Here is a 17,720-nt window from a genome sequence, read left to right as displayed (position 1 = left end):
TGGCAGCGCGGCATACTCCCGCGGACGTAGGCCCGCACCGCCCGCGGGAGGCAGGACGCGACATGCCGCGTGCTGTCACCCCGGACCACTCGGGCGACCCATGGCGGACGGCGACCATCTGCGGGACGCTTGGAGTCGGGCCGCGCGCTCGGCGACGGCGCCTCGTGAGGAGCTGCCATGACCTCGACCCTCAGCACCCCTGAGCCGCACGGCGAGACCGGCGACCAGCCACCACCGAAGTGGCACCTCCCGCGGTCGCCCTTCCCGCCGATCGCGGACTACGCGTTCATCTCCGACTGCCAGGTGACGGCGTTGATCGCGCCGAGCGGCAACGTGGAGTGGATGTGCCTGCCCCGCATGGACTCCCCGAGCGTGTTCGGGTCGATCCTCGACCGCGACGCCGGGGGGTTCCGGCTCGGCCCCGCGGACATGATGGTGCCCACCGCCCGGAGATACCTGCCGGGGACGTTGATCCTCGAGACCTCATGGGGGACGCCGACCGGCTGGGTCATCGTCCGGGACGCCCTGCTGATGGGACCGTGGCACCACGAGACCGAGCGCTCCTACCGCTACCGGCGGACGCCGACCGACTACGACGCCGAGCACGTGCTGCTGCGCACCATCCGCTGCGTGAACGGCGAGGTGCAGCTGGTGATGAACTGCACGCCGGTCTTCGACTACGGGCGGCAGCAACCGACCTGGTCCTACACCGGTGACGGCTACCACTCGGCCGTGGCGGAAGCCGACGGCGAGGACCACAAGGTCTGGCTGACCACCGACTTCCGGCTGGGCTTCGAGGGCCCACAGGCCGGCCTGCGGACGCTGGTCAAGGAGGGCGACACCCACTTCATCGCCCTGTCGTGGAGCGACCACGAGGCACCCCAGAGCTACGAGGAGGCCTACCGGCGACAGGTCTGGACCGCCCACCACTGGCAGCACTGGCTGGCCCGGGGAAGGTTCCCGGACCACCCGTGGCGCACCCACCTCGAGCGAAGTGCGTTGACCCTCAAGGGACTCACCTATGCACCGACCGGTGCCATCGTGGCCGCCTCCACCACCTCGCTCCCGGAAACCCCCAAGGGCGAACGGAACTGGGACTACCGCTACACGTGGGTGCGCGACTCGACTTTGGCCTTGTGGGCGCTGGACACCCTCGGCTTCGACTGGGAGGCCAACGACTTCTTCTGGTTCATCGCCGACCTCGCCGAGTCGTCCGACGACGTGCAGATCATGTACGGCATCGACGGCGCCACGGACCTGACCGAGTCCTTCCTCGACCACCTCACGGGCTACGACGGAGCGCGGCCGGTGCGGATCGGCAACGGCGCGTTCGACCAGAAGCAGCTCGACGTGTGGGGCGCCATCCTGGACTCGGTGTGGATCCACACCAAGTCGCGCGACACCCTCGACGAGCGGCTCTGGCCGATCCTGACCGGGTTCGTCGAGTCGGCCATCAAGCACTGGGGCGACCCGGACCGGGGCATCTGGGAGGTGCGGGGCGAGCCCAAGCACTTCACCTCGTCGAAGGTCATGTGCTGGGTCGCGGCTGACCGTGGGGCCAAGCTCGCCCGGGTACGTGAGGACGACGAGCTGGCCCAACGGTGGCAGACCGCCGCCGACGAGATGCACGCGGAGATCTGTGAGCGCGGCACCGACGACCGAGGGGTGTTCACCCAGCACTACGAGACGGACGCACTGGACGCATCGAACCTGTTGTTGGCGCTGGTGGGCTTCTTGCCCCCGGACGACCCACGACTGCACGCAACAGTGCTGGCGATCGCTGACGAGCTGACCGACGACGGCCTGGTGCTGCGCTATCGCGTGGAGGAGACCGACGACGGGCTGGCCGGCGAGGAGGGCAGCTTCACCATCTGCTCGTTCTGGCTGGTGTCGTGTCTGGCCATCGTCGGCGAGATGGAGCGCGCCCGGTCCCTGTGCGAACGGCTCCTCAGCCTGGCCACCCCGCTGGGGCTCTACGCCGAGGAGATCGACGCCAAGAGCGGCCGTCACCTCGGCAACTTCCCCCAGGCATTCACCCACCTCGGGCTGATCAACGCGGTGCTCAGGGTGATTGCCGCTGAGGACGACTGAAGCGCAGGGTCCGCACCTCGAACGGTCCGAGCTCCACCTCCACGACAGCAGTGCCATCATCGCCTGACCACGCGGAGCTATCCCATGCAAAAGGCGAGTTGGCGCCGCCGGCCGCCGGTACACCGGGACCATCCGCGGTCGCCACGTCGCGAGCCGGCTGACCCAGGGGTTCCTCGAGGAGGGTGACCGCGGAGACCGACGCCACATCGGCGTCGACGCGGACGGAGCCCGATGCCCTGCCCCCCAGCACCTCGTGCACCCTGACGACGAGGTCGCCGGACCGGTCGGCCGCGAGCTTGACGCTCGAGAGCGCGACGCCCAGACCCTCGACCCGCACGAGGGGCTCGAACCCGTGGGCGCCCTCCACGTCGCGCGCCGGGGTGTTCAGCCAGACACCCTCCCGCGCGGCCCCTTCCAGGCCGGTGCCGATGACGAGCCCGTAGCGGTGCGTGTGCGGTCCGTGGTCGGTGTCGGGGTCGGGGAACCTCGGCGCCCGCAGGAGCGAGAGCCGCACGGTCGTCGCGAGCGCGCCGTCCTCGACCCAGTCCCGCGTGACGTCGTATCCGTAGGTGGAGTCGTTGACGAGGGCGACGCCGAACCCGGGCTCGTCGACGTGCACGAACCGGTGCATCGAGGTCTCGAAGCGTGCCACCTCCCAGCTGGTGTTGACATGGGTCGCCCGGCGCTGGTGGCCGAACTGCGTCTCCGCGCTGGTGTGCTCCGCGCGCACGTCGAGGGGGAAGGCCACCTTGAGGAAGGTCTCGACCTCGTGCCAGTCGGTGACCTGCTCGACGTGCACCGTCTGCGATCCCGGAGCGAGTGAGAATGCTTGTCGCACAGTCGAATCCGCCGAGATGGTGCGCTGGACGACAACGTGCGCGACGCCGCGCTCGTCCACCGATGCCTCGAGGCTGTCGGCCTCGCGGAGGTCGCGGACCCGGTTGCGGTAGAAGCGGTCGACGTCCCAGGCGTCCCACTTGTTCGGCAGGTCTGGGTGCAGCTGCAGCAGGCCGGCAGACCCGCCCGGCGCGATGGCGTCGCGTCCCGAGGTGAGGTCGACGGCGGACGTGACCAGGCCCTGCGCCGAGAGGGTCACGCGCACCACGCCGTTGTCGAGCACGAGGTCCGCACCATCCCGGGTGACCTGCACGGGTTTGGCCCCCGCTTCTCCGCGGACGACCGCTGCCCCCGCTATGACGCCCTGACGCTCGGATCCCGCGCCATTGACCGCGATCCGCTCACGCCCCTCACCGACCAGGGCCGCGAGCGAGCCGCGCACCAGCTCCTCGGCGGCGCGCTCGACCCGCGCGTACTGCTCCACCGCCTCGCGGTGCACCCAGGCGATGGACGTGCCGGGCAGGATGTCGTGGAACTGCTGCAGCAGCACCTGCTTCCAGAGCGCGTCGAGCTCGTCGTGCGGGTATGCCGTGCCCGTCCGGATCGCGGCAGTGGTGGCCCACAGCTCGGCCTCGACAAGCAGGTGCTCACACCGCCGGTTGCCCGCCTTGGTGCGGTGCTGCGAGGTGAGGGTGGCGCGGTGCAGCTCGAGGTAGAGCTCACCCACCCAGACCGGGGCCCCTGGACGAGGTTGCCCGTCGTCCCCCACCAGCTCGTCGCGGGTGCGCGCGTAGAAGTCGTCGGGGTGCTCCCACCGCACCCGCGGGCTGCCCTCGAGGTCGGCGAGGCGCTCGGCGCGACCGGTCATCTCGCGGGTGGTCCCTCCTCCGCCGTCGCCCCAGCCCACCGGCGCGATCGATCCCGACGCGATGCGGTGGTCGCGGAACTGCCGGTCGGCGAGGGCGAGCTCGGCTCCGGACAGCTCGGAGTTGTAGGTGTCCATCGGGGGGAAGTGGGTGAGCACCCGCGAGCCGTCGATGCCCTCCCAGAGGAAGGTGTGGTGGGGGAAGGTGTTGACCTGGTTCCACGAGATCTTCTGGGTGAAGAACCACTCGAAGCCGGCCCGCCGCACGAGCTGGGGCAGTGCCGGTGAGTAGCCGAAGCTGTCGGGGAGCCAGACGCCCTGCGAGCGGAGGCCGAACTCCTCCTCGAAGAACCGTTGCCCGTAGAGGAACTGGCGCACCATCGACTCGCCGGACGGCATCACGGTGTCGCTCTCCACCCACATCCCACCCAGGGGGAGGAAGCGTCCGGACTGCACCGCCGCGACGATCCGCGACCACACCTCGGGACGGTGCTCCTTGACCCAGGCGTACTGCTGGGCGCTCGACATGCCGTAGACGAAGTCCTCGGTCTCGTCGATGAGCGCGGCCATCGAGGCCGTCGTGCGGGCCACCTTGCGCACGGTCTCGCGCACCGGCCACAGCCAGGCCGAGTCGATGTGGGCGTGGCCGACCGCCGACACCAGGTGGGCGGACGCGCTCGCGGGGCGGGCCAGCACCTCGACCAGCTGCTGCCGGGCTGCACTCGCGGTGCCGGAGACGTCGCGGAGGTTGAGTTCGTCGAGCGCATCGTCGAGGGCCTCGAGGATGCGGCTGCGCCGTTGTCCCGCAGGCAGCTCCGCCTGGAGCCCGAGCAACACGTCGAGGTCCAGCGCGAGGGCATGGACCTCCTCGTCGAAGACCGCGAGGTCCATCCGCCTGGTGGTGTAGAGCAGGTCGGGTGATGCGGTGAGCAGGTCACCCTGGGTCGTCGGCTTGAACCGAACCGGGCCGAACACGACCGGGTTGGACGCCGCCTCCACATAGAGCTCCACCTGCTCTTCGCCGTCGGCCGCCGCAGCCACGAGCGCCCAGTGGTTGAGCGGGTTCACGGCTTTCACCGGTGAGCCATCGGGGCGGTAGACGAGCCCCTCGCACTGGAATCCAGGCCCGGGCACGTCGAACCCGAGGTCGACGACCGCCTCCACGCGGCGACCAGCCCACTCGGCCGGCACCGCACCGGTCAACCGGAACCACGTGGTGCCCCAGGCCGCACCCCACGGTGAGCCCACGGCATACGGCTCGAAGTGGAGGGCGAGGCCCTCGGAGGGTGACACCGGTTCACCCGGGAGGGTGTGTGCCTCGACGGTGAACGGCACGGACACCGCGTGGACCGCGGGCCAGATGCGTTCGGTGAGGACGCGGGTGACGCGACCGGTCGTCAGGGTGGTGTCGTCGTGCATGGGTCCACCCTTGCGTGCGGATGGACGACGTGCGACCCAGGGTCACACCAACCGGTATGCCGTGTGCCCCGGCGTGCGCGGGCTCAGCGCCCCCGGCGACCCGCGGAGAAGGCGGCGATGCCGCCACCGGAACGGGAGGTGCCCTGCGAGCCGCCACCCTGCCGCGCGCCGCCGCGCGACGACTGCGAGCGGGCGCCCTGCGAGCCGCCCGACCTCGGAGTCTCGGTGCGGTAGGACTCGGTGCTCGACGACTGCGAGCCACCGCGACGACCACGAGCGCTGCCGCCCGAGGCGCGACCGGCGCCGCCCGAGGCGCGGCCGGCGCCACCCTGCTGGCGAGGTTGGCTGGAGCCGCCACGACCACGCTGCGAGCGTCCGCCGTTGCCACTGTTCGACTGCTCGACCACAGGGGCCGGCGTGACGAGGTCGGCCGCCGGTCCGGTCAGGTCGCCGATGGCCGGGTGGCCGGGGGTGACGTCGACGGCGGTCGGCTTGATCCCGGCCTGACGCATGAGGGTGCGGGTGTCGCCGCGCTCCTCGGGGGTGCTGACGGTGACCACGACGCCCTCGGCGCCGGCGCGGGCGGTGCGGCCCGAGCGGTGCAGGTAGGCCTTGTGCTCGGCCGGCGGGTCCACGTGCACGACGAGGGTGACGTCGTCGACATGGATGCCACGGGCCGCGATGTCGGTCGCCACGAGGACGCGGCTGTGGCCCTCGCTGAAGGCGGCGAGGTTGCGCTGGCGGGCGGCCTGGGACAGGTTGCCGTGCAGGTCGACCGCGGGGATGCCCGAGGCCGTGAGCTGCTTGGCCAGCTTCTTGGCGGCGTGCTTGGTGCGGGTGAAGGCGAGCGTGCGGCCTTGTCCTGCAACGAGCTCGCGCACGACGGCCGGCTTGTTGTCGCGGCTCACGTTGAACAGGTGGTGGGTCATCGCGGGGACGGGCGACGCGGCGCTGTCGACGCTGTGCGTGACGGGGTTGTGCAGGTAGCGCTTGACCAGCTGGTCGATCGCGTTGTCGAGCGTCGCGGAGAAGAGCAGTCGCTGCCCGTCGCGCGGAGTCGCGTCGAGGAGGCGCTTCACCGCGGGGAGGAACCCGAGGTCGGCCATGTGGTCGGCCTCGTCGAGAACGGTGACCTCGATGTCACCCAGGCGCACGTGGCCCTGGCCGATGAGGTCCTCGAGGCGACCCGGGGTCGCGATGACGATGTCGATCCCGCGGCGGAGCGCGGAGACCTGCGGGTTCTGGCCCACGCCACCGAAGATGGTCATGGTGCGCAGCTCGAGCGCGGCGGCGAGCGGGGTCACCGTCTCGGCGACCTGGATCGCCAGCTCACGGGTCGGGACCAGCACGAGGGCACGCGGGGTGTGCGGCGCGCGACGACGACCTGACTTGGCCAGGGCGGAGACCATCGGCAGCGCGAACGCCACGGTCTTGCCGCTGCCGGTGCGGCCGCGGCCGAGGACGTCGCGACCGGCAAGCGAGTCAGGGAGCGTCGCGGCCTGGATCGGGAACGGCGTGTCGATGCCGCGTTCCTTCAGGGCCGCGATGACGCGGGGGTGGATGCCGAGGTCGGCAAAGGGCAGCGGCGCGGGGGCGCGGTTCAAGGACACGGTGTGCGAGGACACGGAAAACTCTCATCAGCAGTAGGGAGTGGCCGAAGATGCTGGACCACTCACGAACCTGTGAGCTGACGGCGCCAACCAGTAGTTGGGGCGCGGAGCAGACGACCTGGCGTGCACGACGGTGCGCACGCAGTGGTTGCAACCCTATCGGCCCGGGCGTTCATTCCCGAATCGCCCATTCGGCCAGACCTGGCTAGGCGGGCTCCGGCGACCTCCGGGCGAGGCGCAGCCAGGTCTCGACGACGGTGTCGGGGTTGAGCGACATCGACTCGATCCCTTGGTCCATGAGCCAGTCCGCGAGGTCCGGGTGGTCCGAGGGTCCCTGGCCGCAGATGCCGACGTACTTGCCCCTCGCCCGGCACGCCTCGATCGCCATGGTCAGCATCTTCTTCACCGCGGGGTCGCGCTCGTCGAAGCCACCTGCCACCAAGGCGGAGTCACGGTCGAGCCCGAGGGTCAGCTGGGTGAGGTCGTTCGACCCGATGGAGAAGCCGTCGAAGTGGTCGAGGAAGGCGTCGGCATTGACGGCGTTCGAGGGGACCTCGCACATCATCACGACCTGCAGGTCGTTCTCCCCACGCTTCAGGCCGTTCTGCCCGAGCAGGTCGATGACGCCTTCGGCCTCCTTGAGCGTGCGGACGAACGGGATCATCACCTTGACGTTGGTCAGCCCCATCTCGTCGCGCACCAGCCGCAGCGCCTCGCACTCCATGGCGAAGCACTCGGCGAAGTCGTCGGACAGGTACCGCGCGGCGCCGCGGTACCCGATCATCGGGTTCTCCTCGTCCGGCTCGTACCGCTCGCCGCCGAGCATGTGGGCGTACTCGTTGGACTTGAAGTCACTCATCCGCACGATCACCGGCTCCGGCGCGAAAGCCGCCGCGAGCATCGAGACCCCCTCGGCGACGCGCTTGACGAAGTAGTCGCGCGGGCTGTCGTAGGCCGCGATGAGCGCCTCGATCTCCGCCTTGATCGCGGGCTCCTGGTCGTCGAGCTCGAGCAGCGCGCGCGGGTGGATGCCGATCTGGCGGTTGATGATGAACTCGAGCCGCGCGAGCCCGATTCCCTTGTGCGGCAAGCGAGAGAACTCGAAGGCCTGGTCGGGGGTGCCGACGTTCATCATGATCTTGACCTCCACGTCGGGCATGTCGTCGAGGGCGGTCTCGGTGACCGAGAACTTCTGCAGCCCGTCGTAGACCAGACCGGTGTCACCCTCGGCGGCGGAGACGGTGACCTCCTGGCCGTCGCTCAGCGTGGTCGTCGCCGAGCCGGTGCCGACGACGGCGGGGATGCCGAGCTCGCGGGCGATGATCGCGGCGTGGCAGGTGCGGCCGCCGCGGTTGGTGACGATCGCGCTGGCGCGCTTCATGACCGGCTCCCAGTCGGGGTCGGTCATGTCGGCGACGAGCACCTCGCCCGGCTGGAACTCGTGCATCGACTCGGCACTGGTCAGCACCCGCACCGCACCGGCGCCGATCTTCTGGCCGATCGCGCGACCCTCGACCAGGACCTCGCCGCGCCCGCTCATCGGCTCGTCCATCCGGAACCGCTGGAGCGTGGAGCCCGACTGCCGTGACTTCACCGTCTCGGGGCGCGCCTGCAGGATGTACAGCTGGCCGTCGACTCCGTCCTTGCCCCACTCGATGTCCATCGCCCGGCCGTAGTGCTCCTCGATCTTGAGGGCGTGCTGGGCGAGCTCGGTGACCTCGTCGTCGGTGAGGCTGAGGCGCCCACGCTCGGCCTCGTCGACGGGCACGAAGTCGATCGAGCGACCCACCGCAGAGTCCTGCGTGTAGACCATCTTGGTGGCCTTGCTGCCGACGCCGCGCTTGAGGATGGCGGGGCGGCCGGCGCGCAGGGCGGGCTTGTAGACGTAGAACTCGTCGGGGTTCACGGCACCCTGGACGACCGCTTCGCCGAGGCCGTAGCTGCTGGTGACGAAGACGGCGTCGGGGAAGCCGGACTCGGTGTCGATGGTGAACATCACACCCGACGAGCCGATGTCGGAGCGCACCATCCGCTGGATCCCGGCTGAGAGGGCGACGACGTCGTGGTCGTAGCTGCTGTGCACGCGGTAGGCGATCGCGCGGTCGTTGTAGAGGGAGGCGAACACCTTCTTGATGGCCAGCAGGATGTTGTCGATCCCCAAGACGTTGAGGAAGGTCTCCTGCTGCCCCGCGAACGACGCGTCGGGCATGTCCTCGGCCGTGGCGCTCGACCGCACCGCCCAGGTCACCTCGCCGGGGGCGCCGGCCACGAGCTCCACGTAGGCCGCACGGATGTCGGTCTCGAGGTCCTCGGGGAACGGCTGCTCCTCCACGAGGTCGCGGATCTGGGCGCCGGCCTCCGCGAGCGCCCGGGTGTCCTCGACGTCGAGGCCGGCCAGCGTCGCACTGATCCGGTCGGCCAGACCTTCGTGCGCCAGGAAGCGGCGGTAGGCGTCTGCGGTCGTGGCGAACCCGTCGGGGACACGCACCCCCGCCTTCGAGAGGTGTTGCACCATCTCGCCGAGGGAGGCGTTCTTGCCGCCCACGGACTCGACGTCGCCCAACCCGAGGTCCTTGAACCAGGAGATGTTGCCGCTCACGGCGATCCTTTCGACAGGCGGCGAGGCCGCGATGGTGACGCTGTGCTTCATGGTGACGCTGTCCTTCATGGTGACACTGACTCAGGCAAGGTTGCCCAGACGGCTGGTCTGCATGATGACCGCCGCCATCTCCTCCACCGACATCGAGGCGGAGTTGATCGACGGTATGCGGTGCAGCCGGTAGAGCGCCTCGGCGCGGCGCAGCTCGTAGCTGCACTGGGCGAGACTGGCATACGTCGAACCCGGCCGTCGCTCCCCCCTCACCTGGCTGAGCCGGGCGGGCGTCGAGAGCAGTCCGAAGCACTTCGCGCCGAGCTCCCTGACCGGCCGCGGCAGGGCGTCGGTGTCGAAGTCCTCGGGGACCAGTGGGTAGTTGGCGACCTTGAGGCCGTGCTGGAGGGCGAGGTACATGGAGGTCGGGGTCTTGCCGCACCGCGAGGGCGCCACGAGGATCAGGTCGGCCTGCTCGAGGTTGCGCAGGCTGGCGCCGTCGTCGTGCTCCATCGCGAACTCGATCGCCTTCATCCGGAGGTCGTAGCGACGGGTGTCGCCGACTCCGTGGAGTGCACCGACGCCGTGGGTGGCGTTGACGTGCAGCACCCGCTCGACCGTGTCGAGGTGCGAGCCGAACAGGTCGATGAACGCGCACTCCGTGCGTTGCAGCTCCTTGCGGATCTCCTCGTCCGAGACGGTCGAGAAGACCAGCGCGGTCACCGAGTCAGTCGTGGCCGCGTCGAGCTCCAGCACCACCGCGCGCGCCTGCTCCACCGTCGTGATGAACGGGATCTTGCGGCGCGCGAACGTGAGGCTGGGGAACTGCGCCAGCATGAGGTTGCCCAGTGTCTCCGCCGAGATGCCCGTGCCGCCGGCGAGGAAGAACACCGGCGTGGGGGCGACTATCGCAGCAGGCTCGGGGATCACGCCCCCACCGTTCCATGCCGCGGCCGCCTTGGACAGCCAGCCGGCAGGTCGGGCAGTTGGCAGAGCCCCTGAGGGCCAGGGCCGCACGCGACCCTCGGCAGCGGGCAATGGGCCGCCTTCGCGTGGGGCCGCACGACGAAGGACCCGACAGATCACTGTCGGGTCCTTCTCGGTTTTGGCGGTGGCGGTGGGATTTGAACCCACGGTGGGCTTTCACCCACACACGCTTTCGAGGCGTGCTCCTTAGGCCGCTCGGACACGCCACCGCGGAGCAGGTTACTAGAGCGGCCGACGCCGACGAAATCGCCCCGAGACGCTGACGCGAGGCGCTAGCCCGAGTAGGGAACCCGGGTCCAGCTCAGCGTGCCGGCAGCACCCGGGCGGTTGATGGTCACCTTGAGCCAGTCCTTGTTGTTGTCGGAGCCGTCGACCGTGATCCGCTCCAGGCCGGCGGCGGATCCCGTGACGCCGTAGCGCGTCAGCCACACCGACCCCGGCGCCAAGGGGCGGTCCGAGTTGTAGATGTGCGAGTCACCGTTGACGAGGTAGACATCACCCGGGAAGGCGTTCGTCTCGTCGACCAGGGCTTGGACCAGGGGCTGGAACGCCGAGATGTCCTGCGGGGTGGGGGTGAAGGTCGGGTCGAACATGTCGGCCTGCTGGAGCACGACGACGGCCCGGTCGTGCCGCGTGCGAGCGTCGGCGAAGGTGCTGCGCAGCAGCGAGATCGAGGCCGCCATGCGGGCCTCCTCCTCCGAGACCTGGGCCGGCGTCGCCGTCGTGTTGCCGATCCCCGTCCAGGGCTGCAGGTCGTTGTTCGACCCCACGACGTGCAGCACCGCGAAGTCCACTCCCGCGTGCCGCAGGGACACGTTCTCCGGGTATGCCGCGTCCGGCACCGACACCGGCGTCGGCGCGCCGAGCGTCGTCCCCGGCTTGTCGAAGAACACCGAACGGTCGAAGGCGAGGCGCTCGAGGGGCTGGTAGGCCCCGTTGTTGGCTCGATGACAGTCGGTCCACTCGTTGTCGCCCGGCGTGTAGACCAGTGGATCGGCGAACCGGTCGAACTGGGTGCGGATCATCCGGTAGTAGGCGTCATCACAGCGGCTGGAGCCGTTCTTGATGTCTCCTACGTGGAAGGTGAGCTCGACGTCGGGGTCGGCGTTGATCTGGTCCACCCAGCCGGGGAACTTGGCCACCTGAACAGCGCCGTAGGGGACGTCACCGATGACGGCGAAGGTCTCGTGACCCGACTTCAGCTGGCCGTCGACGGCCTGCGCCGTGGGCGCGGTGAGCGAGACGAGCGCGATGACCGCAGTGGCGCAGGTGGTGGCGAGGGCGAGGTGACGACGCATGGGGCTCCTGTCAGAGGGGACAGAAGAGTTCTCCACCCGTCAGGTGAACTGGCGACGCACTGCAGGGTGGCCATCGGGTGAACTCAGGCGGAGATGTGGCTGGATCCCTCGGCATTCGAGGTAATCCGCGACCGGAATCGGGTCCCGAATTACCTCGAACGGGCGGTGGACTCCGCGCGGTGGCGGCGGACCACCCACACGGCGATAGCCACCACGACGATCAGCGCGACGATCCCGGCAGCGCCACGCCCCAGCCACTTCTCGACCCGGTGGTAGGACTCACCGGCAAGGTAGCCCGCGGTGACAGCCGTTGCGCCCCAAGCGATTCCGCCGATCGCGTTCCACGGGAGGAACACGCGGTAGCGCATGCCCGACAACCCCGCGAGCGCCGGCATGACGGCCCGGAAGAACGCGGTCCACCGCCCGAGGAAGACCGCCGACCCACCCCTGCGCCGCAGGAACTCCTGCGCCGAGTCAAGCTTCTCCCGACGCCGCTCCAGGATCTTCAGCCCCATGACTCGCGGCCCGAACAGCCGCCCGATCTCGTAGCCCACCGAGTCGCCGATGATCGCCGCCAGGATGACGACGACCAGCACCCACGCCAGCGACGTGTGGCCCAGGCTGGCGGTCACCCCGCCGATGATGGCGAGCGTCTCGCCGGGCAGCACGAACCCGACGAACAACGCGTCCTCGGCGAAGACCACCAGCGCGATGATGACGTAGACCAGCCACGGCGGCGAACCCAGCACCTGGTTGACCAGGCTGTTGATGATCCCGCTCACGCGCGCTCCCCCGGCCGCTCGACGGCGCCGCCGTTGCGGTGCCCCTCGAAGAATGACAGCAGCAACTGAGAACACTCTGAGGCCCGCACGCCACCGACCACCTCGACCCGGTGGGTCGCCCGCCGGTCACGCACGATGTCCCACACCGAACCGGTGGCCCCGAGCTTGGGGTCCCACGCGCCGAGCACCAGCCGCGAGATCCGCGAGAGCATCAGGGCGCCGGCGCACATCGGGCACGGCTCGAGCGTGACGACGAGCGTGCAGTCCTCGAGCCGCCACTCCCCGAGCGCTCGCGCGGCGGCCCGGAGCGCGACGACCTCTGCGTGCGCGGTCGGGTCGCCCTCGACCTCACGCAGGTTGCGCCCCTCACCGACCACCTCACCCGACGGCGACACCACGACGGCCCCGACCGGGACGTCGCCGTCGCGCCCCGCTGCGGCGGCGAGGTCGAGCGCGAGGCCCATCCACGCGGCATACCGCTCATCGACCGAGGGTCCGCGGGTGGAGGTCACGCGCTAAGTTTCGCCTATGCGCGTCCACGTTGCCGACCACCCGCTCATCACGCACAAGCTGACCTACCTGCGCGACAAGCGCACGGACAGCCCGACCTTCCGGCGGCTGGCCGAGGAGCTGGTCACCCTGCTCGCCTACGAGGCCACCCGCGACGTGCGCGTCGAGCCGTTCGACATCGAGACGCCGGTGGCTCCGACCACGGGGATCAAGCTGTCCAACCCCAAGCCGCTCATCGTCCCGATCCTGCGCGCCGGACTGGGCATGCTGGAGGGCATGGTGCGCCTGCTGCCGAGCGCCGAGGTGGGCTTCCTGGGCATGCAGCGCAACGAGGAGACGCTCGAGGCGATCACCTACGCCAACCGGCTGCCCGACGACCTCAGGGGTCGCCAGTGCTACGTCGTCGACCCGATGCTCGCGACGGGTGGCACCCTCGTCGACGCCATCCGCTACCTCGCCGACCGCGGCGCTGACGACATCACCGCCGTCACGCTCTTGGCGGCTCCGGAGGGGATCAAGCACGTCGAGGAGTCGCTGGCCGACCTCGACATCCCGATCACGATCGTCACCGGCGCCCTCGACGAGAAGCTCAACGACAAGGGCTACATCGTGCCCGGGCTGGGAGATGCGGGTGACCGCCTCTACGGCGTCGTCTGACCCGACCTACCGGGTATGCCGCGTGGCCGGGCCGCGCGGCGCGCCTCACCCGTTCGGCCGATGCCATCGGTCAGGATGGACCCAGTGGTGCGCCTGACAGGCGCGCCCACCCTGCGAACTGACCCCTGACCTCCCGAGGAGCCGAGCATGACGCGCGTGAAGAAGATCCTGCTGTGGGTCCTCGTCGCGTTCGCCGCCTACGCCATCTTCACGTCTCCGGACCAGGCAGCCGACATCGTCAGGACGTCGTGGAGCATGCTCGCCGACGGCGTCCGCAACATCGGCAACTTCTTCGACGCCCTGCTCGGCCGCCGGTAGGCACCATGGGCCCCACGCCCAGCCGCGGCGAGATCGACCGCTACCTGGTCGACGGGGAACGCATCGTCTTCGCGATCCACCAGCACTGGGGTCGGGTCGCCGAGCCGGTCGGGTCCGCCCTGGCCGGGCTCATCGTCGCGGGATGGCTCGACGCCACGGTGGCCCCCGAGCTCGGGCTGCTCAGCACGCTGGCGTGGTGGGCCTGGTTCGCGCTCGTGCTGCGCGCGGGCTGGGAGGTCGTCAACTGGCGGCACGACTGGTTCATCGCCACCGACAAGCGACTGCTGCTGTTCCACGGCTTCGTCACCCGGCGCGTGCCGATGATGCCGCTGACCAAGGTCACCGACATGGCCTACGAGCGGTCGGTGCCGGGGCGGATCTTCGGCTACGGCCGGTTCGTGCTCGAGTCCGCCGGCCAGGACCAGGCGCTCCACAAGGTCACCTTCGTTCCCGACCCCGACCACCACTACCGCGTGATCTGCTCCGAGATCTTCGGGGTCGGCGACCGCAACCCGTTCGACGACCCCTACGGCGACCCGTACGACCAGCCGTTCGACGGACCGGACGACGGCTGGGACGACCCGCCGTCCGGCGGCGGTCCGTCGCGAGGAGCGCGCTCGGGTGGCGGCCTTCCCGACCCGTATGCCGGGTGGGACGACCCGCGGCACAGCCCCGCCGCGCCGCCGTCCCCGGCTCCGCGGGGCCAGGGGTCGCTCTACCGCAGCCCTGACCTGCGCGCCCGGGACCGCAGCGCCGACACCGGTCCCATCCCGATCAGGCAGCGGCACCCGCGCGACCTCGCCGACGACTGACCCACCCCGCACTCCTGGCCAGCGGTGGCCCACCCGACGCCGGATTCGGCACCTTCGTGCGGCATGGGTGGCCAGGAGTCGGGAAGGGCGTCTCAGTCGCCAGACGTTTTCTTGACTCGTTCAAGACAATGCGCCAGCCTAGGGCCGTGCCCACCCCCGTCGAGCTCGAGCAGTCCCTGCGCGGGGCCGAGCTGCGGGTGACCCGGCCTCGGGTCGCGGTGCTGAGCGCAGTGCACGACCACCCCCACGCCGACACCGACACGATCATCGGCGCCGTGCGGGCCGGACTCGGCGACGTCTCGCACCAGGCCGTCTACGACGTCCTGCGCGCCCTCACCGAGGCCCGCCTCCTGCGGCGCATCCAGCCGTCTGGCTCCGTCGCGCGCTACGAGTCCCGCGTGGGCGACAACCACCACCACGTCGTCTGCCGCTCGTGCGGCGCCATCGCCGACGTCGACTGCGCCGTCGGCCACGCCCCCTGTCTCACCGCCTCCGTCGACCACGGCTTCGTGGTCGACGAGGCGGAGGTCGTCTACTGGGGCACCTGCCCCTCGTGCGCGACCACCACCCCCGAGGAACAACCCGCGACGCCCGGAAGGACGCACCCATGACCGACAGCCACGACCCCAGCGCACCCGAGAGCCCGCAGGGGGTGGACCGCAAGGCCGAGGGCGGGTGCCCTGTCATGCACGACTCGGCGTCGGCACAGGGCAGCGAGAGCGAGAACCCGGCCCTCGACTCGCCCCAGCCCCGGACCGGCGGCCGCCCACGGACGCTCCAGGATTGGTGGCCCAACGCCCTCGACCTGTCGGTGCTGCACGCCCACAGCCCGCGCAGCAACCCGCTCGGCAGCGACTTCGACTACCGCCGCGAGTTCGAGCAGCTCGACCTCGAGGCGCTCAAGCGCGACGTCGTCGAGGTGCTACGCACCTCCCAGGACTGGTGGCCCGCCGACTTCGGCCACTACGGCGGCCTCATGATCCGTCTCAGCTGGCACGCGGCCGGCACCTACCGCATCTACGACGGACGCGGTGGCGCCGGTGACGGCGGCCAGCGGTTCGCGCCGCTCAACAGCTGGCCCGACAACGGCAACCTCGACAAGGCCCGGCGGCTGCTCTGGCCGGTCAAGCAGAAGTACGGCCAGCAGATCTCGTGGGCCGACCTGCTCGTGCTCGCGGGTAACGTCGCACTCGAGGACATGGGCTTCGAGACCTTCGGATTCGGCTTCGGTCGCGAGGACGTCTGGGAGCCCGAGGAGATCTTCTGGGGCCCGGAGGACACCTGGCTCGGCGACGAGCGCTACAGCGGCGAACGCCAGCTCGAGGACTCGCTCGGCGCGGTCCAGATGGGCCTCATCTACGTCAACCCCGAGGGCCCCAACGGCAACCCCGACCCAGTGGCCTCAGCCCGCGACATCCGCGAGACGTTCCGCCGCATGGCGATGAACGACGAGGAGACCGTCGCGCTCATCGCCGGCGGCCACACGTTCGGCAAGACGCACGGCGCCGGTGACCCGAGCCTCGTCGGCCCCGAGCCCGAGGGCTCGCCGCTCGAGGAGCAGGGCCTCGGCTGGCGCAGCACCTACGGCAGCGGCAAGGGCGCGGACGCCATCACCTCCGGCCTCGAGGTCACGTGGACCCGCACCCCGGTGCAGTGGAGCAACGACTTCTTCGAGTTCCTCTTCGGCCACGAGTGGGAGCTGGAGAAGAGCCCGGCCGGCGCCTGGCAGTGGGTCGCCAAGGACGCCGAGGAGGTCATCCCCGGTCCCACCGCGGACTCGCCGAAGCGTCGGCCCACCATGCTGACCAGCGACCTGGCTCTCCGTTTCGACCCGGCCTACGAGAAGATCTCGCGCCGCTTCCTCGAGCACCCCGACGAGTTCGCCACGGCCTTCGCCAAGGCCTGGTACAAGCTGCTCCACCGTGACATGGGCCCCATCTCGCGTTATCTCGGCCCCTGGGTGCCTGAGCCGCAGTTGTGGCAGGACCCGGTGCCCACGGTCGAGCACGAGCTCGTGGACGCTGACGACGTCGAGGCGCTCAAGACGGCGCTGCTCGACTCCGGGCTCACGGTGTCGCAGCTGGCGAGCACGGCCTGGGCGTCGGCGGCCACGTTCCGCAGCACCGACAAGCGCGGTGGCGCCAACGGCGCGCGCCTGCGGCTCGAGCCGCAGCGCAGCTGGGAGGTCAACCGGCCCGAGGAGCTGGCCCGGGCGCTCGAAGCGCTGGAGCGCGTGCAGGCCGAATTCAACGAACGCCAGGACGGGAGCAAGCGGGTGTCCCTCGCCGACCTCATCGTCCTCGGTGGCGCGGCAGCCGTGGAGCAGGCGGCGCGGGTCGCCGGTGTCGAGGTGACGGTCCCCTTCCACCCCGGGCGCACCGACGCATCCCAGGAGCAGACCGACGTCGAGTCGTTCGCCGTCCTCGAGCCCCGCGCCGACGGGTTCCGCAACTACGTCCGGCCCGGCGCGAAGCTGCAGCCGGAGACGCTGCTGCTGGACCGCGCCTACATGCTGGGGCTGTCGGCACCCGAGATGACGGTGCTGGTGGCAGGCCTGCGCTCGCTGGGGATCACGTCCGCCGACGCGCCGCACGGTGTCCTCACCGACCGCGCCGGTGCGTTGAGCAACGACGTGCTCGTCAACCTGCTGGCCGCAGGGACGGAGTGGAAGGCGTCGGCGTCCGATCCCGATGTCTTCGAGATCCGTGACCTGGCCTCTGGTGACGTCCGCTGGACGGCGACCCCCGTGGACCTCGTCTTCGGCTCGAACTCGCAGCTGCGCGCGATCGCCGAGGTCTACGCCAGCGCCGACGCGCAGGACCGCTTCGTGCGCGATTTCGTCGCCGCGTGGACCAAGGTCATGGAGGTGGACCGCTTCGACCTGGCCTGAGCCGCACCGCACCACCACGCCGTCCGGGTCGGCCCCTGTATTGGGGTCGGCCCG

Annotated in this window: 13 protein-coding genes and 1 tRNA gene; 6 read left to right on the top strand and 8 right to left on the bottom strand. The window is 70.3% G+C overall.

The genetic code is table 11. The annotated features are described in order from the left end of the window. The first annotated feature begins 177 nt into the window (after positions 1-177). Entirely contained in the window at positions 178-2,091 is a 1,914-nt protein-coding gene (locus ACXJKD_RS17905) for a glycoside hydrolase family 15 protein (RefSeq protein ID WP_457256125.1), read from the top strand. On the opposite strand, the gene ACXJKD_RS17900 is transcribed toward ACXJKD_RS17905, so the two are convergent. From ACXJKD_RS17900 to ACXJKD_RS17865, 8 genes are all read right to left on the bottom strand, one after another. Next, the gene (locus ACXJKD_RS17900) at positions 2,063-5,212 is read right to left on the bottom strand and encodes an alpha-mannosidase (RefSeq protein ID WP_457256123.1); all 3,150 of its coding nucleotides are present in this window, start codon (positions 5,210-5,212) and stop codon (positions 2,063-2,065) included. The genes ACXJKD_RS17905 and ACXJKD_RS17900 overlap by 29 nt on opposite strands. 83 nt (positions 5,213-5,295) lie before the next feature. After that, a complete protein-coding gene (locus ACXJKD_RS17895; RefSeq protein WP_457256121.1) occupies positions 5,296-6,837 on the bottom strand; it encodes a DEAD/DEAH box helicase in 1,542 nt (513 codons plus the stop codon). A gap of 190 nt (positions 6,838-7,027) precedes the next feature. Continuing rightward, positions 7,028-9,472 (bottom strand): phosphoenolpyruvate synthase, encoded by a 2,445-nt coding sequence (gene ppsA / locus ACXJKD_RS17890; RefSeq protein ID WP_457256119.1) that lies wholly within the window; start codon positions 9,470-9,472, stop codon positions 7,028-7,030. A gap of 30 nt (positions 9,473-9,502) precedes the next feature. Beyond that, complete coding sequence (locus ACXJKD_RS17885; protein ID WP_457256117.1) at positions 9,503-10,342, bottom strand: pyruvate, water dikinase regulatory protein; 840 nt, start codon at positions 10,340-10,342, stop codon at positions 9,503-9,505. Positions 10,343-10,518: 176 nt separating this feature from the next. Further along, a tRNA-Ser gene (locus tag ACXJKD_RS17880) sits at positions 10,519-10,608 on the bottom strand. 63 nt (positions 10,609-10,671) lie between these two features. Then, positions 10,672-11,697 (bottom strand): metallophosphoesterase, encoded by a 1,026-nt coding sequence (locus ACXJKD_RS17875; RefSeq protein ID WP_457256116.1) that lies wholly within the window; start codon positions 11,695-11,697, stop codon positions 10,672-10,674. A gap of 149 nt (positions 11,698-11,846) precedes the next feature. Continuing rightward, positions 11,847-12,479 (bottom strand): DedA family protein, encoded by a 633-nt coding sequence (locus ACXJKD_RS17870; protein WP_457256114.1) that lies wholly within the window; start codon positions 12,477-12,479, stop codon positions 11,847-11,849. Continuing rightward, positions 12,476-12,943 carry a nucleoside deaminase gene (locus ACXJKD_RS17865; RefSeq protein ID WP_457256412.1) on the bottom strand — a complete coding sequence of 156 codons (468 nt, stop codon included), beginning with the start codon at positions 12,941-12,943 and terminating at the stop codon, positions 12,476-12,478. The genes ACXJKD_RS17870 and ACXJKD_RS17865 overlap by 4 nt, the downstream gene beginning before the upstream one ends. A gap of 64 nt (positions 12,944-13,007) precedes the next feature. On the opposite strand from ACXJKD_RS17865, the gene upp reads away from it, so the two are divergent. From upp to katG, 5 genes are all read left to right on the top strand, one after another. After that, entirely contained in the window at positions 13,008-13,646 is a 639-nt protein-coding gene (upp, locus tag ACXJKD_RS17860) for a uracil phosphoribosyltransferase (RefSeq protein ID WP_457256113.1), read from the top strand. 147 nt (positions 13,647-13,793) lie between these two features. Next, positions 13,794-13,964, top strand: a complete 171-nt coding sequence (locus tag ACXJKD_RS17855) for a hypothetical protein (protein WP_457256111.1) — start codon at positions 13,794-13,796, stop codon at positions 13,962-13,964. A 5-nt stretch (positions 13,965-13,969) separates the two neighbouring features. After that, positions 13,970-14,776 (top strand): PH domain-containing protein, encoded by an 807-nt coding sequence (locus ACXJKD_RS17850; protein WP_457256110.1) that lies wholly within the window; start codon positions 13,970-13,972, stop codon positions 14,774-14,776. 146 nt (positions 14,777-14,922) lie between these two features. After that, entirely contained in the window at positions 14,923-15,387 is a 465-nt protein-coding gene (locus ACXJKD_RS17845) for a Fur family transcriptional regulator (protein WP_457256108.1), read from the top strand. After that, positions 15,384-17,666, top strand: a complete 2,283-nt coding sequence (katG, locus tag ACXJKD_RS17840; RefSeq protein WP_457256107.1) for a catalase/peroxidase HPI — start codon at positions 15,384-15,386, stop codon at positions 17,664-17,666. The genes ACXJKD_RS17845 and katG overlap by 4 nt, the downstream gene beginning before the upstream one ends. Positions 17,667-17,720: the final 54 nt, after the last annotated feature.

The organism is Pedococcus sp. P5_B7, from assembly GCF_054049895.1.
This window is presented reverse-complemented; position numbering and strand designations above follow the sequence as displayed.

Excerpts from the sequence above, each read along its gene's own strand:
- ACXJKD_RS17850 (WP_457256110.1), top strand. The coding sequence starts at position 13,970 with ATGGGCCCCACGCCCAGCCGCGGCGAGATCGACCGCTACCTGGTCGAC.
- katG (WP_457256107.1), top strand. The coding sequence starts at position 15,384 with ATGACCGACAGCCACGACCCCAGCGCACCCGAGAGCCCGCAGGGGGTG.
- upp (WP_457256113.1), top strand. The coding sequence starts at position 13,008 with ATGCGCGTCCACGTTGCCGACCACCCGCTCATCACGCACAAGCTGACC.
- ACXJKD_RS17905 (WP_457256125.1), top strand. The coding sequence starts at position 178 with ATGACCTCGACCCTCAGCACCCCTGAGCCGCACGGCGAGACCGGCGAC.
- ACXJKD_RS17865 (WP_457256412.1), bottom strand. The coding sequence starts at position 12,943 with ATGGGCCTCGCGCTCGACCTCGCCGCCGCAGCGGGGCGCGACGGCGAC.
- ACXJKD_RS17900 (WP_457256123.1), bottom strand. The coding sequence starts at position 5,212 with ATGCACGACGACACCACCCTGACGACCGGTCGCGTCACCCGCGTCCTC.
- ppsA (WP_457256119.1), bottom strand. The coding sequence starts at position 9,472 with ATGAAGCACAGCGTCACCATCGCGGCCTCGCCGCCTGTCGAAAGGATC.
- ACXJKD_RS17875 (WP_457256116.1), bottom strand. The coding sequence starts at position 11,697 with ATGCGTCGTCACCTCGCCCTCGCCACCACCTGCGCCACTGCGGTCATC.
- ACXJKD_RS17855 (WP_457256111.1), top strand. The coding sequence starts at position 13,794 with ATGACGCGCGTGAAGAAGATCCTGCTGTGGGTCCTCGTCGCGTTCGCC.